This window comes from Saccharopolyspora erythraea NRRL 2338 (genome assembly GCF_000062885.1).
In the GTDB taxonomy this organism is placed as follows: domain Bacteria; phylum Actinomycetota; class Actinomycetes; order Mycobacteriales; family Pseudonocardiaceae; genus Saccharopolyspora_D; species Saccharopolyspora_D erythraea.
Genome location: NC_009142.1, coordinates 821,335 through 845,360 on the forward strand (window position 1 = coordinate 821,335; position 24,026 = coordinate 845,360).

The window sequence follows — 24,026 nt, forward strand, 5'->3', positions numbered from 1 at the left end:
ATGCGCGTCGTCTTCTCCTCCATGGCCAGCAAGAGCCACCTCTTCGGCCTCGTCCCCCTCGCATGGGCGTTCCGCGCGGCGGGGCACGAGGTCCGCGTGGTCGCGTCCCCGGCGCTCACCGAGGACATCACCGCGGCCGGGCTGACCGCCGTCCCGGTCGGCACCGACGTCGACCTCGTGGACTTCATGACCCACGCGGGCCACGACATCATCGACTACGTCCGGAGCCTGGACTTCAGCGAGCGGGACCCCGCCACCTTGACCTGGGAGCACCTGCTGGGCATGCAGACCGTGCTCACCCCGACCTTCTACGCCCTGATGAGCCCGGACACGCTCATCGAAGGCATGGTCTCGTTCTGCCGGAAGTGGCGGCCCGACCTGGTCATCTGGGAGCCGCTCACCTTCGCCGCGCCCATCGCGGCGGCGGTGACCGGAACGCCGCACGCGCGGCTGCTGTGGGGACCCGACATCACCACCCGGGCGCGGCAGAACTTCCTCGGCCTGCTGCCCGACCAGCCGGAGGAGCACCGGGAGGACCCGCTCGCCGAGTGGCTCACCTGGACGCTGGAGAAGTACGGCGGCCCGGCCTTCGACGAGGAGGTGGTCGTCGGGCAGTGGACGATCGACCCCGCCCCGGCCGCGATCAGGCTCGACACCGGCCTGAAGACCGTCGGGATGCGCTACGTCGACTACAACGGGCCGTCCGTGGTGCCGGAATGGCTGCACGACGAGCCCGAGCGCCGCCGCGTGTGCCTCACGCTCGGGATCTCCAGCCGCGAGAACAGCATCGGGCAGGTCTCCATCGAGGAGCTGCTGGGTGCCGTCGGCGACGTCGACGCCGAGATCATCGCGACCTTCGACGCGCAGCAGCTAGAAGGCGTCGCGAACATCCCGGACAACGTCCGCACGGTCGGCTTCGTCCCGATGCACGCGCTGCTGCCGACCTGCGCGGCGACGGTGCACCACGGCGGACCCGGGAGCTGGCACACCGCGGCGATCCACGGCGTGCCGCAGGTGATCCTGCCCGACGGCTGGGACACCGGCGTGCGCGCGCAGCGCACGCAGGAATTCGGGGCGGGGATCGCGCTGCCCGTGCCCGAGCTGACCCCCGACCAGCTCCGGGAGTCGGTGAAGCGGGTCCTCGACGACCCGGCCCACCGCGCCGGCGCGGCGCGGATGCGCGACGACATGCTCGCGGAGCCGTCACCGGCCGAGGTCGTCGGCATCTGCGAGGAACTGGCCGCAGGAAGGAGAGAACCACGATGACCACCGACGCCGCGACGCACGTGCGGCTCGGGCGTTCCGCGCTGCTCACCAGCAGGCTCTGGCTCGGCACGGTGAACTTCAGCGGACGCGTCGAGGACGACGACGCGCTGCGCCTGATGGACCACGCCCGGGACCGCGGCATCAACTGCCTCGACACCGCCGACATGTACGGCTGGCGGCTCTACAAGGGCCACACCGAGGAGCTGGTGGGCAGGTGGCTGGCCCAGGGCGGCGGACGGCGCGAGGACACCGTGCTGGCGACCAAGGTCGGCGGCGAGATGAGCGAGCGCGTCAACGACAGCGGGCTGTCGGCGCGGCACATCATCGCCTCCTGCGAGGGATCGCTGCGCAGGCTGGGCGTCGACCACATCGACGTCTACCAGATGCACCACATCGACCGGTCCGCGCCGTGGGACGAGGTGTGGCAGGCCATGGACAGCCTCGTCGCCAGCGGCAAGGTCTCCTACGTCGGCTCGTCGAACTTCGCGGGCTGGCACATCGCCGCCGCGCAGGAGAACGCCGCCCGCCGCCACTCCCTGGGCATGGTCTCCCACCAGTGCCTGTACAACCTGGCGGTCCGGCACGCCGAGCTGGAGGTGCTGCCCGCCGCGCAGGCCTACGGGCTCGGCGTCTTCGCCTGGTCGCCGCTGCACGGCGGCCTGCTCAGCGGAGCGCTGGAGAAGCTGGCCGCGGGCACCGCGGTGAAGTCGGCGCAGGGCCGTGCGCAGGTGCTGTTGCCGTCCCTGCGCCCGGCGATCGAGGCCTACGAGAAGTTCTGCCGCAACCTCGGCGAAGACCCGGCCGAGGTGGGGCTCGCATGGGTGCTGTCCCGGCCCGGCATCGCCGGCGCCGTCATCGGCCCGCGAACCCCCGAGCAGCTCGACTCCGCGCTGAAGGCGTCCGCGATGACCCTGGACGAGCAGGCGCTGTCCGAACTGGACGAGATCTTCCCCGCGGTGGCCTCCGGCGGCGCGGCGCCGGAAGCCTGGTTGCAGTGAGCACAAGAGGAACCGAGAAAGGATACGGCTGGTGAGCGTGAAGCAGAAGTCAGCGTTGCAGGACCTGGTCGACTTCGCCAAGTGGCACGTGTGGACCAGGGTGCGGCCGTCCAGCCGTGCGCGCCTGGCCTACGAGCTGTTCGCCGACGACCACGAGGCCACGACCGAGGGCGCCTACATCAACCTCGGCTACTGGAAGCCCGGGTGCGCCGGCCTGGAGGAGGCCAACCAGGAGCTGGCGAACCAGCTCGCCGAGGCCGCGGGGATCAGCGAGGGCGACGAGGTGCTCGACGTCGGGTTCGGGCTCGGCGCGCAGGACTTCTTCTGGCTCGAGACGCGCAAGCCGGCCAGGATCGTCGGCGTCGACCTGACCCCGAGCCACGTCCGCATCGCCTCCGAGCGCGCGGAGCGCGAGAACGTGCAGGACCGCCTGCAGTTCAAGGAGGGCTCGGCGACCGACCTGCCCTTCGGCGCGGAGACCTTCGACCGCGTCACCTCCCTGGAGTCGGCCCTGCACTACGAGCCGCGGACCGACTTCTTCAAGGGCGCGTTCGAGGTGCTCAAGCCCGGAGGCGTGCTGGCCATCGGCGACATCATCCCGCTCGACCTGCGCGAGCCCGGTTCCGACGGACCGCCGAAGCTGGCGCCGCAGCGGTCGGGATCGCTGTCCGGCGGCATCCCGGTGGAGAACTGGGTGCCCCGCGAGACCTACGCCAAGCAGCTCCGCGAAGCGGGCTTCGTCGACGTCGAGGTGAAGTCGGTCCGCGACAACGTGATGGAGCCCTGGCTGGACTACTGGCTGCGCAAGCTGCAGGACGAGTCGTTCAAGAAGAGCGTGAGCAGGCTCTTCTACAGCCAGGTCAAGCGGTCGCTGACCAGCGACTCGGGCATGAAGGGCGAGCTGCCCGCGCTCGACTTCGTGATCGCCTCAGCCCGCAAGCCCGGCGCGTAGCAGGTCCCGGCGCACGGCACCGGCCACCTCGGTGACCTGTTCACCCAGGTAGAAGTGCCCGCCGGGGAAGGTCCTGGTCCGGCCGGGGATGACCGAGTGCTGCAACCAGCGCTCGGCGTCCCCGGTCGCGGTCAGCGGGTCGGCGTCGCCGCACAGCGCGGTGATGCCGGCCCGCAGCGGTGGTCCGTCCGCCCAGGCGTAGGAGCGCAGCACGCGGTAGTCGGCGCGCAGCACCGGCAGCGACATGGCGAGCAGGGCCTCGTCGGCCAGCGCCGCCTCGCTGGTGCCGAGCCGGCGCAGCTCGTCCACCAGACCGTCGTCGCCGGGCAGGTCGGTGCGGCGCTCGTGCACGCGCGGGGCGGTCTGCCCGGACACGAACAGCCGCAGCGGCCCGCCGCCGGGCTCGCGTTCGAGCCTGCGCGCCGTCTCGTAGGCGATCAACGCGCCCATGCTGTGCCCGAACAGGGCGAACGGGCCGTCGCCGCCCGACGCGCGCAGCACGGCGGCCACCTCGTCGGCGATCTCGCCGGCGGTGCCCAGGGGCTCCTCGTCGCGGCGGTCCTGGCGCCCCGGGTACTGCACGGCGTGCACGTCGATCTCGGGCGCCAAGGCGCGCGCGAGGTCGAGGTAGGAGTCGGCCGCGGCTCCCGCGTGCGGGAAGCACACCAGCCGCGCCCGGTGCTCGACGGGAGGACCGAACCGCCGCAGCCAGGTGCTCATCCGTCGAGCCGCACCGGTAGGTGGTCGATGCCCCGCAGCAGCAGCGAACGCCGCCACACCACGTCGTCGGCGTCGATTCCCAGCGACAGAGCGGGGAAGCGGCCGAACAGCGCCCGCAGCGCCACCTCGCCCTCCAGCTTGGCCAGCGGCCGGCCCATGCAGAAGTGGATGCCCTGCCCGAACGACAGGTGGCCGCGGGTGTCGCGGGTGACGTCGAAGCGGTGGGGGTCCGGGAACTGCTTCGGGTCGCGGTTGGCCGCGCCGTTCGCGACCAGCACCGTGCTGTACTGGGGGATCGCGACACCGCCGATCTCCACCTCCTCCGCGGCGAAGCGCGTGGTGGTCTCCGGCGGAGCGATGTAGCGCAGGATCTCCTCGACGGCGTTGGGCAGCGCCGACGGGTCCCGCCGCACCAGCGCGAGCTGGTCCGGGTGGGTGAGCAGCAGGTAGGTGCCGATCCCGATGAGGCTCACCGACGCCTCGAAACCGGCCAGCAGCAGCACCAGCGCGATGGAGGTCAGCTCGTCGGCGCTGAGCCGACCGTCATCGTCGTCCTGGACCCTGATCAGCGCGGACAGCAGGTCGTCGCCGGGCTCGGTGCGGCGGCGCTCGACCAGGTCGAGGATGAAGTTGACGACCTCCCTGGCCGCCTGCCCGCGCTGTTCGGCCCGCTCCGGGTCCATGACCAGGATCTCCGAGCTCCACCGCCCGAACTCCCCGCGGTACTTCTCGTCGACGCCGAGCAGCTCGCAGATGACCTTGATGGGCAGCGGGTGGGCGAAGCGGTCGACGATGTCGACCACGCCGGAGTCGCCCACCTCGTCGAGCAGCTCCGCGGTGATCTGCTCGACGCGGGGCCGCATCGCCTCCACGCGGCGGACGGTGAACTCCTGCGACACCAGCTTGCGCAGCCGGGTGTGGGTCGGCGGGTCGCTGGTGCCCATGTTGGTGGCGAAGTAGTTCCGCACGTCCTCGGGGAAACCGAGGTATGCCGGGAACTCGACCTCCACGCCCGGGTACTTCTTCTTCGGGTCGCTGCTCAGGCGCAGGTCGCTCAGCGCGGCCTTCGCCTCGTCGTAGCCGGTGACCAGCCACGCGTCCTGGCCGAGGAAGCGCACCGGCGTCACCGGCGCGGTCTCGCGCAGCTCGGCGTAGGTGCGGTACCAGTCGACGTGGAAGGAGTCGCTTTCGAGATCGGGAACGGTCGTCATACGACTTCCAGTCGGGGTAGGGGGAAGATCAGCTTTCCGCCGCCAGCGAGGAACTCCTGCTCGCGTTCGACGAACCCGTCGCGGTAGATCCAGGGCAGCACCAGCAGCTGGTCGGGGCGGCGCGACTTGGCCTCTTCCTCCGACACGATCGGGATCCCGGTGCCCGGGGTGTAGCAACCGGACTTCTCCGGGCTGACCTCGCCGATGCAGGGCAGGTCCTGCTCGGTGAGCCCGCAGTACTGGAGGATGACGTTGCCCTTGGTCGAGGCGCCGTAGCCGAGCGTCAGCTTGCCCTCGGCGCGGGACTTGGCCAGGAACTCCAGCAGTTGGTCGCGCTGGCGCTCGGTTTCGCGCGCGAACGCCTCGTAGGGGGCCATGGTGTCGAGCTTCGCGGCGGCCTCGCGGGCGCGGATGCGCTCCAGGCCCGCCTCGTCGACCGGGTGGCCGCTGCCTTGCTTGGCCAGCACGGCGCACAGGCTGCCGCCGTAGACGTCGGTGATCTCGGCGTCGACGACCTTCAGCCCGACCCGCTGCGCCATCCACTCGATCTGCGCGAGCGCGTAGTACTCGAGGTGCTCGTGGCACACGACGTCGTAGGCGCCGGCGTCGAGCATGGAGGGCAGGTAGCTCTGCTCCATCAGCCAGAGCCCGTCGTCGGCCAGGATGTCGTGCACGTCCCGCATGAACCGCATCGGCTCGGGCAGGTCGTAGAACATCGCGATGGAGGTGACGACCTTTGCGCGGCGCTCGCCGTAGCGCTCCTCGAAGGCGTCGGCCGAGAAGAACCCGGTGACCAGGTCGGCCTCCGGCGGGTAGAGGTCGCGGAACTTCTCGCCCACCAGGTCGAAGCCGGCCAGCTTCGGGGCGTCGGGCAGGTATCCGCGCAGCAGCGTGGAGTCGTTGCTGCCGATGTCGACCACCAGGTCGTCCGGGCCCACCGGCACCATGCCCCGCAGCTTGGCCACCTTGCCGTGCAGGTGGTTGATCATGAACGGGCGGATGCCGGACCGGTAGCCGTATCCCTCGTTGTACATCAGCCCGAAATCGGCGCTCTCGCGCAGCTGGACCAGTCCGCAGCCGGGCGGCGCGCACTTGACCAGTTCGAGCGGGACCGAGGGCACGATTTCGTCGCGGTTCCGGGGGAACACTCCGGTGAGGGCCTGATCTCCCAGGTGCAGCACGGACTCGAGGTCATGGTTCCCGCATATGCGGCATTTGCCTAGTCCCACAAGGAAGATCATAACGAGCGCGGCGCCGCGGCCAACCCGTCGAGCTTTGTGTCCTGGATCACATCAGCCGGTTTACGACTCCCGTTGCGTCCATTGTGGATCGCGCTTTCCGCTGCGATGTCCGGCCGAGGAGCGGCGTCCGAAAAGTCCGTGTCGGCACCGCGCGCCGGTGTTAGGTTGATCAAGCTGAAAATTGTTTGCATGACTGGGGGTGAGCGCGTGAAACGGCTGGTCATCCGCATCGCGCCGCTGTTGTTGGTAGTTCCGCTGCTCGTGGCGGCCGTATCGCCGGTACGCCATTCGCAGCGGGTGGATGAGCTGATCGGACAGCTGACCCTGGACGAGAAGCTCTCCTTCGTCTACTGGGACTACAACGAGAAGGACCCGCTGGCGAAGCTCTGGCTGCCCGGAGTACCGCGCCTGGGCATCCCGCAGATCCGCGGCACCGACGGGCCCGCCGGGGTCACCATCCACCAGCCGGCGATCGCCATGCCCGCGCCGGTCGCGCTGGCGTCGGCGTTCGACGACCGGCTGGCCCACGAGTACGGCACGGTGCTCGGCAGGGAGGGCCGCGCGTTCGAGCAGGACATCATCCTGGGCCCGATGGTCAACAACATCCGCGTCCCGCAGGCGGGACGCAACTTCGAGACCTTCAGCGAGGACCCGCTGGTCACCGCCCGCACCGCGGCCGCCCAGATCCGCGGCATCCACAGCCAGGGGCTGATGACCAGCGCCAAGCACTACGCGGCCAACACCCAGGAGACCGACCGGTTCACCATCGACGTCGACGTGGACCAGCGCACCCTGCGGGAGCTGGAGCTGCCCGGCTTCGAGGCCGCGGTCGCCGCCGGCGCGACATCGGTGATGTGCGCCTACCCCAAGGTCAACGGCACGCACGCCTGCGGCCACCGGCAGCTGCTCACCGAGATCCTCAAGGAGCAGTGGGGTTTCAAGGGCTGGGTGATGTCGGACTGGACCGCCACCCACGCCACCGAGGACCTCGTCGCCGGGCTCGACCAGGAGATGGGCGTCGAGGTCCGCGAGGACGGCAGCCTGTTCAGGGGCAAGTACCTGGGCGAGGCGCTGAAGAAGGCCATCCGGGAGGGCCGCATTCCCGAGTCCGCGCTCGACGCGTCGGTGCGCCGCATCCTCACCCAGTTCGAGCGGTTCGGCCTGCTCGACGAGACCAAGCCGCCGCGGCCGGAGCGCGACGTCGCGGGCGGCACCCGCATCGCCCAGGAGGTCGCCGAGTCGGGCGCGGTGCTGCTGCGCAACGAGGGCGGCGTGCTGCCGCTGGATCCCGCGGCGGGCCAGGACATCGCGGTCATCGGGCCGTCGGCCCAACAGCCGAAGGTCACCGGGCTGGGCAGCTCCTACGTCGAGCCCGACTTCGCCAACGCGCCGCTGGACACCATCACCCAGCGCGTCGGCAGCGGCGGTCGCGTCGGGTACTCCGTCGGCGAGGAGCTGAAGGGCGCTCCGATCCCGGAAACCGCGCTGCAACCGGCGTTCGTGCCCGGCGAGGTCACGCCGCCCCCATCAGGCGGCGTGATCTACGACGGCAGGCTGAAGGTGGACGCCGACGGGCTCTACCGCATCGCGGCCAGGATCGACGGAGGCAACGGGAGCCTGCAGATCGACGGCGGCGCCCCGATCGGCGTCGGCGACGTCTTCGGCCCGCTCACCAGCGTGCCGGTCTGGCTCACCAAGGGCGAGCACACCATCCAGATGACCGGAGCGGCGCCGGTGGGCGGCGGTTCGCTCGACGTCGACCTGACCTGGGTCACCCCGGGGCACGCCCAGCGCGAGTTCGACGCGGCGGTGGAGCGGGCGCGCGACTCCGACGTCGCGGTGGTTTTCGCCTACGACGACGGCGCGGAGACCGCCGACCGCACGTCGCTGAGCCTGCCCGGCACCCAGGACAAGCTGATCGACGCCGTCGCCTCGGTCAACCCGAACACCGTCGTGGTGCTCAACACCGGCTCGTCGGTCACGATGCCGTGGCTGGACAAGACCCGCGCGGTGCTCGACATGTGGTACCCGGGACAGGCCGGGGCGGAGGCCACCACGGCGCTGCTGTTCGGCGACGCCGAGCCCGGCGGCCGGCTCACCCAGACCTTCCCGGTGTCGCAGGAACGCACGCCCGTCGGCGGCGACCCGGCGCGCTTCCCCGGCGTGGACGGGAAGGTGCACTACTCGGAGGGCATCTTCTCGGGCTACCGCTGGTACGACCGGGAGGGTGTGGACCCGCTTTTCCCGTTCGGGCACGGGCTTTCCTACACCACGTTCGAGCGCACCGACCCGGTCGTCGAGCGCACCCGCGACGGCCTCGACGTGACGGTGACCGTGCGCAACACCGGTCAGCGGCGCGGCAGCGACGTCGTGCAGGTCTACCTCGGCCCCAGCCCGCAGGTTCCGCTGGACCAGGCACCGCGGCAGCTCGCCGGGTACCAGAAGGTCGAACTCGCACCGGGCGAGACCAAGCGCGTCCGGGTGCACGTCGCGGAGCGGGCCCTCCAGCACTGGGACGAAGCCGCGGGCGGCTGGAAGCTCGGGGGCGGCAAGCGAGCGGTGGAGATCGGCTCGTCGTCGCGCGACATCGACCTCCGGGCCGACATCAACCTCTGATTCCTCTCGACCAACAGGCCGCTCGACGGCCTGCCCCGTTCCGCGTGCCGGGGACTACCGCTGCCCGGGTCCGCCGCGTCGCCCTGGACGTCCGCCGGTCCGTCCACCCCCGGACGGCCCCCGCCGCCCGCCTTGGTCCCCCTGCTCGCGCTCGCCGGTTCGTCCGTCGTCGCGATTGCGTCCGCTGCTGCGACGATCGCCGTGGCCGCTGGCTTGCCGGTCCCTGTGGTCGCGGCCGCCGGTTCGCCGATCGCCGCGATCCTGCCCGCCGGTTCGCCGGTCCCCGTGGTCCCGTCCGCCGGTTCGCCTGCCCCGCTGGGGCTGCCCACCCCTCGGTTCGTTCTTCTGATCCAGCCGCTCGAACAGCCGGAGCCACTGCTCCGGCCGGACGTAGGCGACCACGGCGCCGCCCCCGACCCCCGCGTGGTCGAGCGCCGCCTCGACGCGGCGCCTCGGGTACTTGCGCAGAAGCGACGCCTGGATGTTGCCGCCGACGCCGGTGAAGCACAGCTCGACCATCGACTCGTAGCGTTCGAGCGCCGCGCCTTCCAGCAGCGGTTCGGCGCGCCTGCGCAGCCGCATGATCGCCGAGTCGACCTTGGGCACCGGCTTGAACAGCCGGCGGTCGACCTTCTCGACGAACTCCCACTCGAACAGCGGCCAGGTCATCACCGTGAGGCGGCTCCAGCGGCCGTAATCGCCGGTCCGCTTCCGGGCGAACTCCAGCTGCGTGACCATCGTCGCCGTCTCGATCGTCGGCGCCTCCAGGCACCAGTCCACGATCGCCGAGGTGATGCCGTAGGGGATCGCGCCGACGAAGGCGAACGGCTCGGGCGGCGGTTCGGCGGTGAGGAAGTCGGCGTTGACGACTTCGATGTTCGGGTGGCCGGAAAGCTTCTCCCGCAACGACTTCGCCAGCCGGGGGTCGATCTCGTACGACGTCACCTGACGCGCGCGGTCGGCGAGTTCCCTGGTGAGCAGCCCTTCGCCGGGGCCGGCTTCCAGCACCGGCAGATCGGGCCGCAGCTCGGCTGTCTCGGCGATGCGCGCGATGGTCTTGCGGTCGCGGAGGAAGTTCTGCCCGAACTGGCGCCGGTTGCGGTCCCGCTCGGTACGGCCCAGCACCGGCCGGTTCTGGTTGGGGTGCTGCCGATCCTGGTTGCGGCGACGCGGGCGCGGCTGCTCGTCCGAACTGCTCACCGCTGGATCCTACCAACCGGCACGATTGTCCAGCCCACAACAGCATCGCGGTGCCACGTGTGGACCGCGTCGGTCAGATCCTCCCCGCACCTCTCGCCAGCCGTCAAGATCGACCGCGTGCACCTGCGATCGCCGATCAACCGCGACTAGCATCGGGCGCAAGCCGCCACTCGAACGGACACTCGCATGGACGTCCCCTTCCTGGACCTGCAAGCCGCGTACCTCGAACTCCGGTCCGACATCGACCAGGCGTGCCGGCGCGTGCTCGGGTCGGGCTGGTACCTGCACGGGCCGGAGAACGAGGCGTTCGAGGCGGAGTTCGCCGCCTACTGCGAGAACGCGCACTGCGTGACGGTCGGCAGCGGATGCGACGCGCTGGAGCTGAGCCTGCTGGCGCTGGGCGTCGGTCAGGGCGACGAGGTGATCGTGCCGTCCCACACCTTCATCGCGACGTGGCTCGCGGTGTCCCGCGTGGGCGCGGTGCCGGTGCCAGTCGAACCGGAAGGCGTGAGCCACACGCTCGATCCGGCCCTGGTGGAACAGGCCATCACGCCGCGGACGGCCGCCATCCTGCCGGTGCACCTCTACGGCCACCCTGCGGACCTCGACGCGCTGCGAGCGATCGCCGACCGCCACGGCCTGGCACTGGTGGAGGACGTCGCACAGGCGGTCGGCGCCCGCCACCGCGGCCACCGCGTCGGCGCCGGCTCGAACGCCGCGGCCTTCAGCTTCTACCCGGGCAAGAACCTCGGAGCGCTGGGCGACGGCGGCGCGGTCGTCACCACCGACCCGGCCCTGGCCGAGCGCATCCGCCTGCTGCGCAACTACGGCTCGAAGCAGAAGTACGTGCACGAGGTCCGCGGCACCAACGCCCGCCTCGACGAACTCCAGGCGGCGGTCCTGCGCGTCAAGCTCCGCCACCTCGACGACTGGAACGCCCGCCGCACAACGCTGGCGCAGCACTACCAGACGGAACTGAAGGACGTCCCCGGCATCACGCTCCCGGAAACCCACCCCTGGGCCGACTCAGCCTGGCACCTCTTCGTCCTCCGCTGCGAGAACCGCGACCACCTCCAACGCCACCTGACCGACGCGGGCGTCCAGACCCTCATCCACTACCCGACCCCGGTCCACCTCTCACCCGCCTACGCCGACCTCGGCCTGCCCCCAGGCTCCTTCCCCGTTGCGGAGTCTCTGGCGGGGGAGGTCCTCAGCCTCCCCATCGGCCCCCACCTCTCCAGGGAGGCGGCAGACCACGTCATCGCGACCCTCAAGGCTGGGGCTTGATCTGCGTTCGGCTCACGCGCAGTGGAAGCACACCCGCCGCGCAATCCGCGCCCGGTCCGCTCCCGCGTTCACCGGGATCGCTTCCCCGGTCTTGATCCGCTCCCAAGCGTTGGGTTCGTCGTGGATTTCGCCCCACTCATCGAAGCTCTCCCCGTAGTGGTTGCACTTCCCGGGCAGGTGGGCCGTGTCCGCTCGATACGGTCCCGCGGAGATCGACACGTGGGGAGGGTTCGATGACGTCGCCGGGCGGAGACGACGGCGGTGGCAGGCACCCGGTCGCGGAGACCGGTGGTGAACCGGTCGCGGAGGTGTTCATCCCGGCTCAAGCGGGTGCGGACGGCAGGCAGGCCCAGTTGGAGCTGCGCCAGACGACCGGGGGCGCGCTCGCGCTGGTGCTCTACACGAGCCTGGAACGACTCGTGGAGTGCTGCGGCGAGCACCAGCCCTGGATGAAGGTGCCTACGAAGGAGCTCCCGGCCGTCGTCGAGCAGGTGGGAGCCCAGGTGATCCGCGAGGACGTCCCGCTCCCCGGTGGCACGAGGGGCGAGGATGGCTGACTTCCGCACTCGCATGGACGAGATGGGTGGGCTCGCCGACGAGACCGAGAGCGGGACTCGAACGCTGGACGCGATGGGCGCGCCACCGCTGGCGAACGCCGGGGAGTCCATCGCGCTGCTGGCCGATGCGGTGGCCCGGGTGGCGAAGACGAGCGCGGGGATCAGCGGCGAGCTGCGCATGGTGGCCGGTGAGATCCGCGCGTCGAGGGACGAGTACCGGCGCGTCGACGAGTCGGGCGCGAACGGCATGCCCAAGCCGCCCTGATCGGCTGAGGGGGAAATCGATGGGCAGCGTTGAAACGCACGTGAAGTCCGACCCGGCTTCGTGCCGGCGGCTGGTGGACTGGCTCGAGCAGCTTTCCGCTGCCGACCAGGATGCCGGGGCCGCGGTCAATCGGGTCCGATCGGCGTCGGAGGCGATCTGGCAGGGTCAGGCAGGCGATGCCTGCCGGGACAGGCTGGCGCACTGCGGCGCCGACACCGACCGGACGGCAGAGGCGATCGACTGGCTGGTGTGGGGGTTGAACCTCTTCGCCGACGACATCGACACCGTCAAGGCACGCATGGACCAGTGCCTTCAGATCGCCCATGAGGCGGGCCTGACGGTGACCGGCCCCATGATCCACTAGCCACCGGGCAGCGCGGCCGACACCGCACCGGATGGTGCAGGCGGGGACATGCCCGGTTTGGACCCACTCGCCCGGGCGCACGAGGAACTCGAGGCCAAACGCGACGCTTATCGCGAGATCCAAGCGATCGCCGACGACGAGCGCGACCGTGAACGGACCGCGCACCGAACTCTGCTGAAAGCCATCAACGGCATCATCGACGCCCTGCTGGCTGATCCGAAGACCTGGCTCCTGCGCGGACTGGTCGCGGCCGGCACCGCGCACGGAACGCACGCCACCCTGGCCGAGAACGCCGCGAAGATGGAGGACTTCGCCAGGAACTTCGAGCGCCTGTCCGCAGACTCGACGATGTCAGCGTCCGCGCGGGAGGCCAGGCTCGCCACCCTCATGGCCAACGTCGGTGTGGACCGCCGCGCGGCCGAAGGCAACGCCAAGCTCCTGCTCGGCGGCGGCCAGACCAAAGCCGGGGAAGCGGTTCTCAAGCAACTCGCGCGGATCACGGGCGATTGGGCGGACTCGAAGAAGCCGGCCACCGGCATGGCGAAGCTCTTCAACCTCGTGGGCGTTGTCGGTACGGGGTTCTTCACAGTGCAGGACATCGCACAGGGCAAGCCGGTGGCCAAGGACATCTGGGCGAACTTCGGCGGTCTGGGCTTCAGCACCGCGGTGTCCAGCGCGGCCGTCGCGGGTTCTGGTGGTGCAGTCGGCGCTGCGACGACAGCGCCCATCACGGCACTCGGTCCTGGCGTCGGGTTCGCCGACAGTGCCACGTGGACCTACTTCCAGGACCACGATCTCCGCGACCTCTACCGTGACATGGGCGGCGACGGGGGCAACAGCCCCGCCGACCAGACCGACGAGCACCGAAAGGCCCGCCATGGCTGGTGATGACATCACCGACCAGCTGCCAACCCGACCGGATCCCCAATCCGGCGAGCCAAGACCGCCGACCGCGCCCACGCAGCACGCGGAGGGCTACAACGAACGCAAACCTTCTCGTGTACCGCGGCCGCCCAAGGGGCAGAGCCCTGTGCTGGAGTACTACCGGGGCTCGAGGCTCAGTGCATGGCTCACGAGCCTGGTTCCCTCAGCAGTGCTGCTGGTCGCCGGCATGCTGCACAGCGGCGTGATGTGGACGCTCACCTTCTGGCCAACCTGGCTCTTCGTCGGCGGCCTGTACGCCTTCAACGTCTACGCTTGGCGCTCCGAGGTCGTCACTGCCGGGGCCGACTGGGTGAGATTCCGGCGCCACTGGGTGTGCACCTATGAACTCACCAGCATCCGGCTGGTCGCGCGCGGAGCGAACGGTCACGACCTCGTGCTCGAGGACCGCGACGGCCGTGCGGTCGGAGCCAAGCCGTACTTGTTCCAGGCGAACCGCAGGCTGTGGGACCTGGTGTACCTCGGCATGCGCCACTCCGCCGCCAACGGCGCCGAGGTCAACCGCCCCGCCAGAGGCACGTACCCCGAGGTCGCCGCAGCAGGGCTACGGGGATCGAAGTCCCGAGGCCGAACACAGGACTCGGATAGCAGCGAGTAATAGTGACAACCGCGGGCCACTGGTTGCACCACCTACGCCGAGTCCCGATCAGGTCTCCGCGTCACCGTTCCGGTCTCGGGTTCATCGGCCTGCCCACCGGTGGGCAAATCGCTGGATCCGTCTCCCTCATCTGGTTACGGTCATTCGATGAGCAGCCGTCATGACGCGAGGGGTGACTGCAGGGCCTCGACGGCCGCGGGACTTCGGCTCAGGCCGTTGCGTGTCGAGGACCAAGATGCGTTTCTCGCTGCTCACAGGACGATGGCAGCGGAGGGATTCAACTTCGGCCTCGGCCTCCAGAACGACATGTCGTGGGGTCGCTATCTCGAGGCGCTGGAGGAGGGGCGAGCGGGCATCAACCTGCCGAAAGGCATGGTTCCCGCGCCCTTCCTGGTAGCCGACGTCGGTGGGGAGATCGTCGGCCGGACGTCCATCCGGCACGTTATCAACGACTTCCTGGCCAGTGTAGGAGGACACATCGGCTACGCCGTCCTCCCGCAGCATCGCCGACGCGGGTATGCGACCGAAATCCTCAGGCAGAGCCTTGTCGTCGCGAGAGCCCATGGAGTGAAACGAGTCCTCGTCACGTGCGACGACAACATCGCTTCGATAGCGGTCATCGAAGCCTGCGGTGGGCAGCTGGACTCGCTCGTTCCCGCCGAGCCGGGAGCTCCTTCGAGGCGCCGGTACTGGATCGATTGACCGCGGAGCCACGGCGCGCGTGCTGAACCTGCCCACCATTTTGTGGGCAGGTACTTGGCACGGCTCCTGGACAGCACAACCGGACACAACCAGACAGCGGCCCGGGTCGCTCCCTGCGCCTCTTCTCGCAGGTCAGGAGCGATCTGCCCAGGTAGCGATCGGCGCCTCCGGCAGTATTCGAACCTGCGACACCGCTTTAGGCGATCTTGCTTTTGGCTTTGGGTGCTCTCGGTTATGCTCTATGGCCTGCCTGAATCGCGATTGCAAACGTTGGTGGTCAGTGGGTACGCATGGTCGTTCGGCGGTCAATTTGTGGGGCAAAGTGGGGAAAATTGTGGATGATCTCGCGGCCGGTCTGAATGCGGAGGAACGTGTAGGCGATCTGGTCGCAGCCGTCGTCGCGCGGAATTCCAGAAGTTCGGCCAGGGTCGAGAATTCCTGCTTCACCATGGAGTCCCCTAGGTCTATTGCGCCGTCGGCCGGTGCAGCGCCGAGAACCGGCAGGGTCATGACTCGAGAGTAGGTGAATTCGGCGTTCTCGCCGAATTGGGTGATGAGTAGTCGTCCGGTGAACTTCCGCCAGCCGAGCCGGGAGTAGTACTCCAGCAGCGGCGGGTCACAGACGAGCAGTCCGAAGTCCACGCCACCGTGGGTGTGGAAGAACTTCTCCGCGGATCGCATGGCAACAGCGCCGGAGTGTGCATCTCGGGCCGCCGGGAAAACTCGGTGCGACTCCTGGTTCGGGCGGTCTGGCTCGAGCTGCTAACAGCTCTGCCATGCCGGAACGGATCCGTGGTCCAGCTCCACTCATACGACAGGGCCCCGCGCGTCGCCCCGTGGGCACGCGGGGCGCCTTTCGTGGTGACGCCTCGGCTCGCTGGGGGTCCGAGCCGAGGCGTTCACGCGCCACGGAAGGGGGGCCGTGGCAGGGCAGAGTGTAGATCACGACAAAGACGAATATGATTCACGTGGTGAACAAGGAAGGCTAACTTTACTTTCGACGGGAACGTGGAGTAGCTGTTCACAACGCTTCCGTAACGGCTATTTGGTGCATTCGCTCTAGCCCATATGATCGCCTGCGTAATGTCCAACCAGAGAAAGAAAACAAGGTTGAACAGAACGTTCCGCCGCATTCTCCTCGTGTTGACCATCACTGCCGGTACGACGCTCGCGCCCGCGTTCGCGAACGCGACTGCAGTGCCCTCTGGTGTCGATGTGGTCAAACAGTCCAAAATCCGGATCTCGGTCACCAGTGACCGTTCCAATGAAACTCGCAACGCGGTTTTGAGGTGTCAGCCTGCAGGCGGATCGCACCGGCACGCAAAGGAAGCGTGCGTGCAACTCGAAGCCGCCGACGGAAACCTCGCCTCAGTGCAGGCGCAGCAGGTGAACGCGCCGTGCACGATGGAGCTCGACCCGGTCACCGTGACCGCGGTCGGCCGCTGGCACGGCTCCGTGGTCAGCTTCGAGCAGACTTATTCCAACAGCTGCGTCCTCAGTGTGCAGACGGGCGCCGTGTTCGACATCTAAGACACCACCGCAGTGCGCAGGGGACTCCTGTTCCATGGATCTTGTGGTTCAGATCACTGGCAGTACTGAGCCTTTCTCTTCGTGACTGAGGTGCACTCTATGGAAGATGATCCGGACGCCGGAGTTGCAGTCGAGATCTTGCGTCTGATGAAGTTCGCCGGCGTGCGGGACGACATCGCGATCGATCGGTTTCATCAGCTCGTCGATAGGCACGGGCACAGTCGGGTACGCGAGGCGCTGGTCGCTGTCACCTCAGGGGATCCGCAACGTCCCACTGGCGTAGTACTAGACGACTCTGATGGCCTCGCCAGTGCTTTTTCTGGGCTGTCATAGGGGTGCTACTGGTGCGTGAGGTCGCCCCGACCAAGACTGCTGCGGTTGAAGCCAGTGCAGACGTCACCGCTTCGAACACCGTCTCCTGCGGGCATTCCGGAGACCACTGGTGCGAGGCTCCAATGGAGCGCTTGGTAGGCGACGGCCCGGAAGGCGTGCGGCGACGCGCCCGCCCAGTGCGGCGGTGCGGGCGTCGTGCAAGCCGCGTGCCCTACGGGTGTAGTGGAAAGGCAGATGCGCCCACACCCGCCAGGTGTGGGCGCATTCAGTCGTTGGGCGCACGCCTGGGCTTGTATCGGGATGATGCTGATTGGCCCATAGACCTGACGGGACAGCCCTCAACTCGCCTCGGTGTGGACCACCCTCCGGCCGCGCACCGCCCAAGCCCGGGCTGTGAGCGCGATGGAACCGTCCAGCCTCCTGGGCACAGCCGCGCTGAGCGCGTCACGCACTCGCTCCCGGTCGGCTGGTGGGAGGGCGGCTACGTACCCTGGTGCAGGTCCCTGCCCCGCTAGGAAGGGGTTCCACAGGTCGGCGAAGTCGGTGAAGACGGTGGCCACCTCGATCGAGGCGGTTGACACATCGACAAGCCCCGCGTCAGCCCATACCGCGCGCAGCCGTTCCGGATGGCATACAGGGAACCGGCGACCTTCGTCCATTGCGGCTGCGGACGGATCCACCTCGATGGCGGCGTCCCAAAACCGGCGAATGAACTCCATGCCGCCGGCGTAGTCCCACACATACGCCGCGATCAGGCCGCCCGGCCGGACCGCCCGGGCCATTTCCGCTACCGCCGCAGTGGGTGCAGGAAGGAAGTTCAGGGCAAGTCCGCTGACGGCCACATCGCACGCGTCGTCGCGTACTGGAAGCGACATCGCGTCTGCCACGATGAAGTACGTCGAGACTGGAGCCGTGGTTCGGGCTGAGACCACGAACCCCTCGGACCGGTCGATTCCCACCGTCAATCGAGGCCGGCACCGGGCCGCCACCGCAGCCGACAGCACGCCAGTACCGCATCCCACGTCCACCCACCGCAGCTTGTCTGCGCAGTTGAGCCACGCCGCGAACTCCTCCGCGACAGCCCGACTCCACCGACCCATGTACCGCTCGTACGCGGACCCGACCGCCCACACGTCAAACCGCTGCTTCTTCATGGCACTACGATCCCCGTCCCAGCGCCTCACAAGCCGCAGCCACGCAAGTGTGCCAGCTGACGGCCCCAGTCAAGCGAATGAATCACTCAGAACCCAGTCACGGCAGAGCCCTTAGGACACTTGCTCGACCTCGAAGAACAGGACCACAGCCAGGCAACCCCTACGTCCCGGCACGTTGGCATGCCCGTAGGAACTGGCAAGCCGGGTACGGCTCTCCGCGTGCCCAGCACCGTCCTTTTGAACCTGTCCGGAAGGCACCTTGACCGGCGGTAGGCATCGCGACCGGAACCGCGGTTCGCCTCCCTCTTGCTCCAGCTCGTGCTCCTGGTCCTCGTCCTCCTGGACCTCGTCGCGTCCGGAAGTTCGGTTTCAGCACTGCGGCCCCGCAGGGGCCGCCCTTGACGAGTCGGACAAGGCACTGCGGACGAAGAACACCTACCGCGATAGCTGGGCACGCGACCTGGAGAAGGCGGTGGGGGTCTACGGGTCTCGGAGTGCAAGGTGTCGTTGCTGACGAAGGTCCTCCGCAGGGTGCACGACTCGGCAGGACCAGGAAGCGCGCAACACGCCAAGGTGGTCATGGGTGCGATCCCGGCCATCGCGGTGTCGCGGACGGGTGAATCCTGACCCGGTGTGGGCGGGCGAAATCGGACCCACTCCCTGACAAGTAGGGAGTGATCAGCGTGGAGGACTGGGCAGAGATCCGTCGGTTGCATCGGTGTGAGGGCATGCCGATTCGGGCGATCGTCCGGAAGCTGGGTGTCGGGCGGAACACGGTGCGGCGGGCGTTGGCTTCGGAGGGGCCGCCGCGGTATCAGCGGCCGTCGAAGGGCTCGGTCGTGGATGCGGTGGAGCCGCAGATCCGGGCGTTGCTGGCGGAGTGGCCGACGATGCCGGTGCCGGTGATCGCCGAGAGGATCGGCTGGCAGCGGGGCCTGACGGTGCTCAAGGACCGGGTGCGGGAGTTGCGCCCGTTGTTCCTGCCGCCGGATCCGGTGTCGCGGACGGTGTATCAGCCCGGTGAGCTGGCCCAATGCGACCTGTGGTTCCCGCCGGTCGATATCCCGCTGGGGTTCGGGCAGGTGGGGCGGCCGCCGGTGCTGGTGATGGTGTCGGGCTATTCGCGGGTGATCGCCGCGAGGTTGATCCCGTCGCGGCAGGGCCCGGATCTGCTGGCCGGGCACTGGGCGCTGTTGTCGGGGTGGGGGCGGGTGCCCAAGACGCTGGTGTGGGACAACGAGTCCGCGGTCGGGTTCCGCAAGGCCGGTCGGCCGGTGCTGACCGAGGCGATGAACGCTTTTCGCGGGACGCTCGGGATCGCGGTGATCCAATGCCGCCTCGGTGACCCGGAGGCCAAAGGGCTGGTGGAACGGGCCAACGGCTATCTGGAGACCTCGTTTCTGCCCGGCCGCCGGTTCACCTCACCGGCTGATTTCAACACCCAGCTGGCCGACTGGCTGGTTCGGGCCAACCAACGTCACCACCGCATCCTCGGGTGTCGGCCGGCCGACCGGTGGGAGCACGACGGCAAGCCATGCTGGCCTTGCCGCCGGTGGCCCCAGTGACCGGATGGCGCGCGAGTATCCGGCTGCCGCGTGATCACTACGTGCGGTTGGGCGCCAACGACTACTCGGTGCACCCGTCGGCGATCGGTCACCGCGTCGAGATCACCGGCGATCTAGAGCACGTGGAAGGTCCTGCCAAGGTGGCGGCCTGGTCGCCCGGCATCAGCGGTGTTGGGCGGCGCACCAGAGCATCACCGACCCCGACCACGCCACCGCCGCAGCCAGGCTGCGCCAGCAAGCCCGCCGGGCCAGCCTGCGCCCGGTCGACACACCCGTCGAGCACCGCGAGCTCGCCGACTACGACCGCGCACTCGGCCTCGACACCGACACCACCGATGACCAGGGGGTGGCGTGATGCCCGGCAAACCCACCACCAGTAGTCGCAACGTGGCTGCCGAGATCGCCTACCTCGCCCGGGCGTTGAAGGCACCGTCGCTGGCCGGGGCGGTCGAGCGGCTGGCCGAACGGGCCCGGGCCGAGGACTGGTCCCACGAGGAGTTCCTGGCCGCCTGCCTGCAACGCGAGGTCGCCGCCCGCGAGTCCCACGGCGGCGAGGGCCGCATCCGCACCGCCCGGTTCCCGAGCAGGAAGTCGCTGGAGGAGTTCGATTTCGATCACCAACGCTCCCTCAAACGCGACACGATCACACATCTCGGAACACTGGACTTCATCGCGGGCAAGGAAAACGTGGTCTTCCTCGGGCCTCCCGGCACCGGCAAGACCCACCTGTCGATCGGACTCGGGATCCGGGCCTGCCAGGCCGGACACCGCGTCTCGTTTGCCACCGCCGCCGGGTGGGTAGCCCGGCTCGCCGAGGCCAGCCACGCCGGACGACTCCAGCAGGAACTGGTCAAACTCGGCCGGATCCCGCTACTGATCATCGACGAGGTCGGCTACATCCCGTTCGAAGCCGAAGCCGCGAACCTGTTCTTCCAGCTGGTCTCCGCCCGCTACGAGAGAGCCAGCCTGATCGTCACCAGCAACAAACCCTTCGGCCGCTGGGGCGAGGTCTTCGGCGACGACGTCGTCGCCGCCGCCATGATCGACCGCCTCGTGCACCACGCCGAAGTCATCTCACTGAAAGGAGACAGCTACCGCCTCAAAGACCGCCAAGACCTCGGCCGCGTGCCCGCGGCCACCAACACCAACGACTAAACATCAACAACCAGGGTGGGTCCATTTTCAGCCGCCGCAGCCGGGTCCACATTCGGCCGCCGTTGACACGCGGTCCGGTTCGACATCCTGGAGACGAACCCGGTGCGCCAGGTCGTCTTGCCCAAGGTCAGCAAGAAGGCGAAGGCCGAAAGGAAGCGTGATCGGATGAAGCTGTATCCGAAAGAGCTTCCCGGCCTGCGCAAGCATGTGCGCGGTCAGAAGAAGTGGATTCGCTGGGATCTGCCGGACCTCGTTGATGGGCTTGCTGCGTTGGGCCGCCGGATCGCTGAACTCCTGGCGTTGGACTGGTCGAAAGTGGATTTTCACGCGGGCACGGTCGAGATCGAGGGCACCGTCATCAGGGACCCCGCTGTTCGTCCACCCCCACACGAAGTCCATGGCAGGGATGCGGACGGTCAGGCCTCCGGCCTGATACCTGGAGCAGCTCGAGCAGCGCCACGTGGTGTCGGCCTCGGAGTGGGTGTACCCGTCGTCCTCCGGCACGCTGCGGGATACGGACAACACCAGGGCCAATATTCGGGACGCGGTGTTCGAGACGGAGTGGGAGGGCCTGCACCCGCACGCCTTCCGGCACCTGGTCGCGACGGTGCTGGACCGGGCCGGCCTCCCTCCTCGGGAGATCGCCGACTACCTCGGCCACGAGAAGATCAGCATGACGCAGGACGAGTACATGGACCGGCACACGGCGGAAGCTCGGTGGCCGATGCCCTGGTCAACCTCGATCCGACGGCGTGAGGCAATTGTGGGGATAAAGTGGGGGTTGATCTTGAACTAGATCAGTCCCCCACGTCTGTGCCCTGCGGTTTTGCGCCCCCGGCAGGATTCGAACCTGCGACACCCGCTTTAGGAGAGCGGTGCTCTATCCCCTGAGCTACGAGGGCTTGGGTCGTGTGCGACCCATCCTGGAGGGTACCGGGTGGCGGTGGCTTGGCCGACACGTGGTGCCGAGACGTGGTCAGGGGCGCGATGGGCGGTGGTCGGCGGGGGGCGCGTATGGTCGGGTGATCGTTACGCACCGCGTCCTGGGGGCGGTATGGGCAACGAGGGTCACCGCAACGAGAACCGCGGTGAGGTGCGGAACCTGATGCAGGCCGGGGTGGTTCCGTCGTGGACGAGCTGTTCCGGCGAGAGACCCGAGACGCCATCGGTGAAGCCGGCGTCCGTGGCGGGCTTCTTGTGGTAGCCCGCGCCGTGCGGCAGCGTCATGACGGGCATCGGCAACTCGTGCAGGGCGCCGTTGCTGCTCGGGGAGATCGCGAGGTCGAAGGCGCCGGCGGAGATCGCCGCCCAGTCGACGACGCGCATGTGCGAGCGGCGCAGGTGGTCGGCGAGCTCGCCGGTGAACCGCGAACCCGCGGCGACGGCGAAGCGGATTTCGAGACGGAGGTCGTCGGCCAGCACCGGGAAGACGTCGTGCAGGCGGTCCAGGGCGGTGAAGGTCCGAACGACGGCGAGGATGCGGCGCTGGACGGGAACGGTGTCCCAGAGGCTCGCGCGACCAGCGGGGACGTAGGTCTCGGTGTGGTCGGAGGGGCGGAGCCGGCGGTCGCCTACGGGTTCAGCGGATGCGGCGGCCCGGCGGTCGGCGCCGGAGCAGCGGAGCGGCGCGCCAGCGGTTCCGAGGTTCCGAGGTTCCGAGGTTCCGAGGTTCCGAGGTTCCGAGGGAACGGTGGATCCTAGCGGAGCTGCCTTCCGCGGATGATGCGAACGGGACGCGCAAAGGGGCAGCCACCGAACGCGGCCCGGGACGGCTGCGGGTCACCGCGAGTCCGTCGGGCTGATGGTCGGCATTTCGGATTCGTCCTGGGTGCTGCTCTCGTCGTCGATCTCGACGCGGTTGCGGCCGGCGCGCTTGGCCCGGTACAGGGCGATGTCGGCCGCGGCGAAGAGGTGTTCGAGCTCCGCGGGGCCTGCCGCCACGCCGATGCTGACGGTCGGGGGCTGCTTCATCCGCCCCACGACCAGCCGCCAGTCGTGGGCGTCGACGGCTGCGCGTATCCGCTCGGCCACCGCCGGGCCGGACTCCTCGGACGCGTCGACGAGCAGGACCACGAACTCGTCGCCCGCCCAGCGGCAGATCAGGTCGTCCACCCGGCACTCGCGGCGCAGCAGGTGCGCGACCTCCTGGAGCGCGGCGTCGCCCGCCGCGTGCCCCGCGTCGTCGTTGACGTCCTTGAACCAGTCGACGTCGACCAGCATCAGCCAGGGGACGCGCCCCTTCGCCGCCGTCTGCTCCAGCAGCACCGGTGCGCGGCGCTCCAGGCCGAGCCGGTTGGTCAGGCCGGTCAGCGGGTCGCGCAGCGCCGCCTCCTGGGCCGCCATGGCCATCCGCTGCGCCTGGACGGCGACCCGGCGCTGCTCGAGGGCCTGGCCGAGCCCTTCCTGCAGCGTCTCGACCGCCAGGCTGGAGGCGTCGACCGTGCGCCGCAGGGCCTCCGACTCGCCGACGGGGTCGGAGAGCTGTCCGCAGATCGACGCCAGGTCGAGCGAGAACCGCATCATCAGCATCGTGTCGCGGATCGACTCGGCGCCGTCGAGCGCCCGGCTGGCGAACGTCCTGGCGTCGGTGAGGCGGTCCTGCGCGCGCCGCACGACGGCCAGCGTCCAGTTCGCCACCGAGGAGCTGAAGAGGTCCCGCACCGGTCCGCTCAGCCGCAGCGCCTCGTGGGCCAGCCGCTCGGCGGCGTCGAGGTCGCCGACCCCGGCGTGCGCCCGCGAGCCGCCGGCCAGCGCCGAGCGCTGCACCTGCCCCGGACTCGCCAGCGTGCGCGCCTCCTCGAACAGGGCGCGGGCCTGCTCGAACTGCTCGGCCGCCGACTCGTTGCGCCTGCCGACCGCCCGGAACACCAGCGAGTTGGCCTCCCTGGTCAGGCAGTGCGCGAGCGTCGACTTCTCCCCGGACTTGCGCGCGACCTGCACCGACAGCGCCATCAGCTCCAGCGCCGGAGCCCGGTGCCCGATCGTCTCCAGCAGGTAGCCGAGCATGCTGATGGTGTGGGCCGCCGACACGCCGCTCGGGTGGTCGACGTCGAGCTCGGTCCAGCCCTCGGCGGCCAGCTCCAGCGCGAGCGGGATGCGGTCAAGCCGCCAGGCCAGCGAGGCGCGGTGAACCAGCACCGTCGCACGGTTCCACTGGTCGCCGACGAGGTTGGGCCGGATGGAGGTGAGCTCGTCGAAGGCGACGTCGGCCTCCTCGAAGCGCCCGGAGTCCAGCAGGGACCGGATCTCGCGGTCCTGCGCGGGCAACTGGCCCGCCATCAGCGGAAAGTCCTGCCGCACTGCGTCCCCCGCAGTCACTCCTCGGGTAGTCGAATGCCTACCTGTCGTCAGCGCCTGGCCGATCGCCCAG

24 protein-coding genes, 1 tRNA gene and 1 pseudogene are annotated in these 24,026 nt (G+C 69.2%); 16 read left to right on the forward strand and 10 right to left on the reverse strand.

Annotated features, from left to right (window positions below; all coding sequences use genetic code 11):
• The 3 genes from eryCIII to SACE_RS03570 are packed head-to-tail and all read left to right on the forward strand — an operon-like array spanning nucleotide 1 to nucleotide 3,216.
• Nucleotides 1-1,266: a 3-alpha-mycarosylerythronolide B desosaminyl transferase gene (gene eryCIII, locus SACE_RS03560; RefSeq protein WP_009950402.1), complete on the forward strand. Its 1,266-nt coding sequence runs from the start codon at nucleotides 1-3 to the stop codon at nucleotides 1,264-1,266.
• On the forward strand, nucleotides 1,263-2,264 hold the full coding sequence (locus SACE_RS03565) for an aldo/keto reductase (RefSeq protein ID WP_009950400.1): 1,002 nt from the start codon (nucleotides 1,263-1,265) through the stop codon (nucleotides 2,262-2,264). The genes eryCIII and SACE_RS03565 overlap by 4 nt, the downstream gene beginning before the upstream one ends.
• A gap of 31 nt (nucleotides 2,265-2,295) precedes the next feature.
• A complete protein-coding gene (locus SACE_RS03570; RefSeq protein WP_009950399.1) occupies nucleotides 2,296-3,216 on the forward strand; it encodes an SAM-dependent methyltransferase in 921 nt (306 codons plus the stop codon).
• On the opposite strand, the gene SACE_RS03575 is transcribed toward SACE_RS03570, so the two are convergent.
• Genes SACE_RS03575 through SACE_RS03585 form a run of 3 tightly spaced genes read right to left on the reverse strand, consistent with a single transcriptional unit; the run spans nucleotide 3,193 to nucleotide 6,388 of the window.
• A complete protein-coding gene (locus SACE_RS03575) occupies nucleotides 3,193-3,936 on the reverse strand; it encodes a thioesterase II family protein (RefSeq protein ID WP_009950398.1) in 744 nt (247 codons plus the stop codon). The genes SACE_RS03570 and SACE_RS03575 overlap by 24 nt on opposite strands.
• On the reverse strand, nucleotides 3,933-5,147 hold the full coding sequence (gene eryF / locus SACE_RS03580) for a 6-deoxyerythronolide B hydroxylase (protein ID WP_009950397.1): 1,215 nt from the start codon (nucleotides 5,145-5,147) through the stop codon (nucleotides 3,933-3,935). Before eryF ends, SACE_RS03575 begins: the two co-directional genes overlap by 4 nt.
• Nucleotides 5,144-6,388, reverse strand: coding sequence for a class I SAM-dependent methyltransferase (locus SACE_RS03585; protein WP_031334160.1), 1,245 nt, complete (start codon nucleotides 6,386-6,388; stop codon nucleotides 5,144-5,146). Before SACE_RS03585 ends, eryF begins: the two co-directional genes overlap by 4 nt.
• A gap of 189 nt (nucleotides 6,389-6,577) precedes the next feature.
• Here SACE_RS03585 and SACE_RS03590 point away from each other — a divergent pair, with 189 nt between their 5' ends.
• The gene (locus SACE_RS03590; protein WP_011873141.1) at nucleotides 6,578-9,004 is read left to right on the forward strand and encodes a beta-glucosidase family protein; all 2,427 of its coding nucleotides are present in this window, start codon (nucleotides 6,578-6,580) and stop codon (nucleotides 9,002-9,004) included.
• A 54-nt stretch (nucleotides 9,005-9,058) separates the two neighbouring features.
• Here SACE_RS03590 and SACE_RS03595 read toward each other — a convergent pair whose 3' ends face one another.
• Nucleotides 9,059-10,204, reverse strand: a complete 1,146-nt coding sequence (locus tag SACE_RS03595) for a 23S rRNA (adenine(2058)-N(6))-methyltransferase Erm(E) (RefSeq protein WP_009950391.1) — start codon at nucleotides 10,202-10,204, stop codon at nucleotides 9,059-9,061.
• A 186-nt stretch (nucleotides 10,205-10,390) separates the two neighbouring features.
• Between SACE_RS03595 and SACE_RS03600 the strand changes: the two genes are divergently transcribed.
• The 7 genes from SACE_RS03600 (at nucleotide 10,391) to SACE_RS03635 (ending at nucleotide 14,919) form a co-directional block, all read left to right on the forward strand.
• Entirely contained in the window at nucleotides 10,391-11,491 is a 1,101-nt protein-coding gene (locus tag SACE_RS03600) for a DegT/DnrJ/EryC1/StrS family aminotransferase (RefSeq protein ID WP_009950389.1), read from the forward strand.
• A gap of 233 nt (nucleotides 11,492-11,724) precedes the next feature.
• The gene (locus tag SACE_RS03610) at nucleotides 11,725-12,048 is read left to right on the forward strand and encodes an SAV_915 family protein (RefSeq protein WP_011873142.1); all 324 of its coding nucleotides are present in this window, start codon (nucleotides 11,725-11,727) and stop codon (nucleotides 12,046-12,048) included.
• On the forward strand, nucleotides 12,041-12,313 hold the full coding sequence (locus tag SACE_RS03615) for a hypothetical protein (RefSeq protein WP_231849917.1): 273 nt from the start codon (nucleotides 12,041-12,043) through the stop codon (nucleotides 12,311-12,313). The genes SACE_RS03610 and SACE_RS03615 overlap by 8 nt, the downstream gene beginning before the upstream one ends.
• Before the next feature lie 19 nt (nucleotides 12,314-12,332).
• Nucleotides 12,333-12,677: a hypothetical protein gene (locus SACE_RS03620; RefSeq protein WP_009950382.1), complete on the forward strand. Its 345-nt coding sequence runs from the start codon at nucleotides 12,333-12,335 to the stop codon at nucleotides 12,675-12,677.
• Nucleotides 12,678-12,725: 48 nt separating this feature from the next.
• Complete coding sequence (locus SACE_RS03625) at nucleotides 12,726-13,565, forward strand: hypothetical protein (protein WP_009950380.1); 840 nt, start codon at nucleotides 12,726-12,728, stop codon at nucleotides 13,563-13,565.
• Nucleotides 13,566-13,770: 205 nt separating this feature from the next.
• Complete coding sequence (locus tag SACE_RS03630) at nucleotides 13,771-14,217, forward strand: hypothetical protein (protein ID WP_009950379.1); 447 nt, start codon at nucleotides 13,771-13,773, stop codon at nucleotides 14,215-14,217.
• Between the two features lie 147 nt (nucleotides 14,218-14,364).
• A complete protein-coding gene (locus tag SACE_RS03635) occupies nucleotides 14,365-14,919 on the forward strand; it encodes a GNAT family N-acetyltransferase (protein WP_021341327.1) in 555 nt (184 codons plus the stop codon).
• A 132-nt stretch (nucleotides 14,920-15,051) separates the two neighbouring features.
• On the opposite strand, the gene SACE_RS37370 is transcribed toward SACE_RS03635, so the two are convergent.
• On the reverse strand, nucleotides 15,052-15,561 hold the full coding sequence (locus tag SACE_RS37370) for a hypothetical protein (protein ID WP_143538064.1): 510 nt from the start codon (nucleotides 15,559-15,561) through the stop codon (nucleotides 15,052-15,054).
• Between the two features lie 501 nt (nucleotides 15,562-16,062).
• Between SACE_RS37370 and SACE_RS36065 the strand changes: the two genes are divergently transcribed.
• On the forward strand, nucleotides 16,063-16,449 hold the full coding sequence (locus tag SACE_RS36065) for an SSI family serine proteinase inhibitor (RefSeq protein ID WP_157894863.1): 387 nt from the start codon (nucleotides 16,063-16,065) through the stop codon (nucleotides 16,447-16,449).
• A gap of 81 nt (nucleotides 16,450-16,530) precedes the next feature.
• Nucleotides 16,531-16,782 carry a hypothetical protein gene (locus tag SACE_RS37375; RefSeq protein ID WP_143538066.1) on the forward strand — a complete coding sequence of 84 codons (252 nt, stop codon included), beginning with the start codon at nucleotides 16,531-16,533 and terminating at the stop codon, nucleotides 16,780-16,782.
• A gap of 338 nt (nucleotides 16,783-17,120) precedes the next feature.
• Here SACE_RS37375 and SACE_RS03645 read toward each other — a convergent pair whose 3' ends face one another.
• Nucleotides 17,121-17,936: a class I SAM-dependent methyltransferase gene (locus SACE_RS03645; protein ID WP_009950375.1), complete on the reverse strand. Its 816-nt coding sequence runs from the start codon at nucleotides 17,934-17,936 to the stop codon at nucleotides 17,121-17,123.
• 674 nt (nucleotides 17,937-18,610) lie between these two features.
• Between SACE_RS03645 and istA the strand changes: the two are divergent.
• Both istA and istB read left to right on the forward strand, forming a co-directional pair.
• Nucleotides 18,611-19,856: pseudogene (gene istA, locus SACE_RS03650) on the forward strand (IS21 family transposase).
• Entirely contained in the window at nucleotides 19,856-20,656 is an 801-nt protein-coding gene (istB, locus tag SACE_RS03655; RefSeq protein WP_044547099.1) for an IS21-like element helper ATPase IstB, read from the forward strand. The pseudogene istA and the gene istB overlap by 1 nt, the downstream one beginning before the upstream one ends.
• A gap of 27 nt (nucleotides 20,657-20,683) precedes the next feature.
• On the opposite strand, the gene SACE_RS03660 is transcribed toward istB, so the two are convergent.
• The gene (locus SACE_RS03660; protein WP_143538067.1) at nucleotides 20,684-21,055 is read right to left on the reverse strand and encodes a hypothetical protein; all 372 of its coding nucleotides are present in this window, start codon (nucleotides 21,053-21,055) and stop codon (nucleotides 20,684-20,686) included.
• A 61-nt stretch (nucleotides 21,056-21,116) separates the two neighbouring features.
• Between SACE_RS03660 and SACE_RS03665 the strand changes: the two genes are divergently transcribed.
• On the forward strand, nucleotides 21,117-21,452 hold the full coding sequence (locus SACE_RS03665) for a tyrosine-type recombinase/integrase (RefSeq protein ID WP_011873150.1): 336 nt from the start codon (nucleotides 21,117-21,119) through the stop codon (nucleotides 21,450-21,452).
• Nucleotides 21,453-21,485: 33 nt separating this feature from the next.
• Here the strand turns inward: SACE_RS03665 and SACE_RS03670 are convergent.
• The 3 genes from SACE_RS03670 to SACE_RS03685 all read right to left on the reverse strand — a co-directional run bounded on the left by SACE_RS03670 (nucleotide 21,486) and on the right by SACE_RS03685 (nucleotide 23,935).
• Nucleotides 21,486-21,558 (reverse strand) — tRNA-Arg (locus SACE_RS03670).
• Between the two features lie 166 nt (nucleotides 21,559-21,724).
• The gene (locus SACE_RS03675) at nucleotides 21,725-22,078 is read right to left on the reverse strand and encodes a hypothetical protein (RefSeq protein ID WP_011873151.1); all 354 of its coding nucleotides are present in this window, start codon (nucleotides 22,076-22,078) and stop codon (nucleotides 21,725-21,727) included.
• 357 nt (nucleotides 22,079-22,435) lie between these two features.
• Complete coding sequence (locus SACE_RS03685) at nucleotides 22,436-23,935, reverse strand: tetratricopeptide repeat-containing diguanylate cyclase (protein ID WP_011873152.1); 1,500 nt, start codon at nucleotides 23,933-23,935, stop codon at nucleotides 22,436-22,438.
• Between the last annotated feature and the right edge of the window lie 91 nt (nucleotides 23,936-24,026).

Coding starts and splice junctions, on each gene's coding strand:
- SACE_RS03575 (WP_009950398.1), bottom strand. CDS start 3,936: ATGAGCACCTGGCTGCGGCGGTTCGGTCCTCCCGTCGAGCACCGGGCG.
- istB (WP_044547099.1), top strand. CDS start 19,856: ATGCCCGGCAAACCCACCACCAGTAGTCGCAACGTGGCTGCCGAGATC.
- SACE_RS03600 (WP_009950389.1), top strand. CDS start 10,391: ATGGACGTCCCCTTCCTGGACCTGCAAGCCGCGTACCTCGAACTCCGG.
- SACE_RS03635 (WP_021341327.1), top strand. CDS start 14,365: ATGAGCAGCCGTCATGACGCGAGGGGTGACTGCAGGGCCTCGACGGCC.
- SACE_RS03585 (WP_031334160.1), bottom strand. CDS start 6,388: ATGATCTTCCTTGTGGGACTAGGCAAATGCCGCATATGCGGGAACCAT.
- SACE_RS03645 (WP_009950375.1), bottom strand. CDS start 17,936: ATGAAGAAGCAGCGGTTTGACGTGTGGGCGGTCGGGTCCGCGTACGAG.
- SACE_RS03565 (WP_009950400.1), top strand. CDS start 1,263: ATGACCACCGACGCCGCGACGCACGTGCGGCTCGGGCGTTCCGCGCTG.
- SACE_RS03685 (WP_011873152.1), bottom strand. CDS start 23,935: ATGGCGGGCCAGTTGCCCGCGCAGGACCGCGAGATCCGGTCCCTGCTG.
- SACE_RS03615 (WP_231849917.1), top strand. CDS start 12,041: ATGGCTGACTTCCGCACTCGCATGGACGAGATGGGTGGGCTCGCCGAC.
- SACE_RS03590 (WP_011873141.1), top strand. CDS start 6,578: ATGACTGGGGGTGAGCGCGTGAAACGGCTGGTCATCCGCATCGCGCCG.
- eryF (WP_009950397.1), bottom strand. CDS start 5,147: ATGACGACCGTTCCCGATCTCGAAAGCGACTCCTTCCACGTCGACTGG.
- SACE_RS03620 (WP_009950382.1), top strand. CDS start 12,333: ATGGGCAGCGTTGAAACGCACGTGAAGTCCGACCCGGCTTCGTGCCGG.
- eryCIII (WP_009950402.1), top strand. CDS start 1: ATGCGCGTCGTCTTCTCCTCCATGGCCAGCAAGAGCCACCTCTTCGGC.
- SACE_RS03625 (WP_009950380.1), top strand. CDS start 12,726: ATGCCCGGTTTGGACCCACTCGCCCGGGCGCACGAGGAACTCGAGGCC.
- SACE_RS03660 (WP_143538067.1), bottom strand. CDS start 21,055: ATGGACTTCGTGTGGGGGTGGACGAACAGCGGGGTCCCTGATGACGGT.
- SACE_RS03610 (WP_011873142.1), top strand. CDS start 11,725: ATGACGTCGCCGGGCGGAGACGACGGCGGTGGCAGGCACCCGGTCGCG.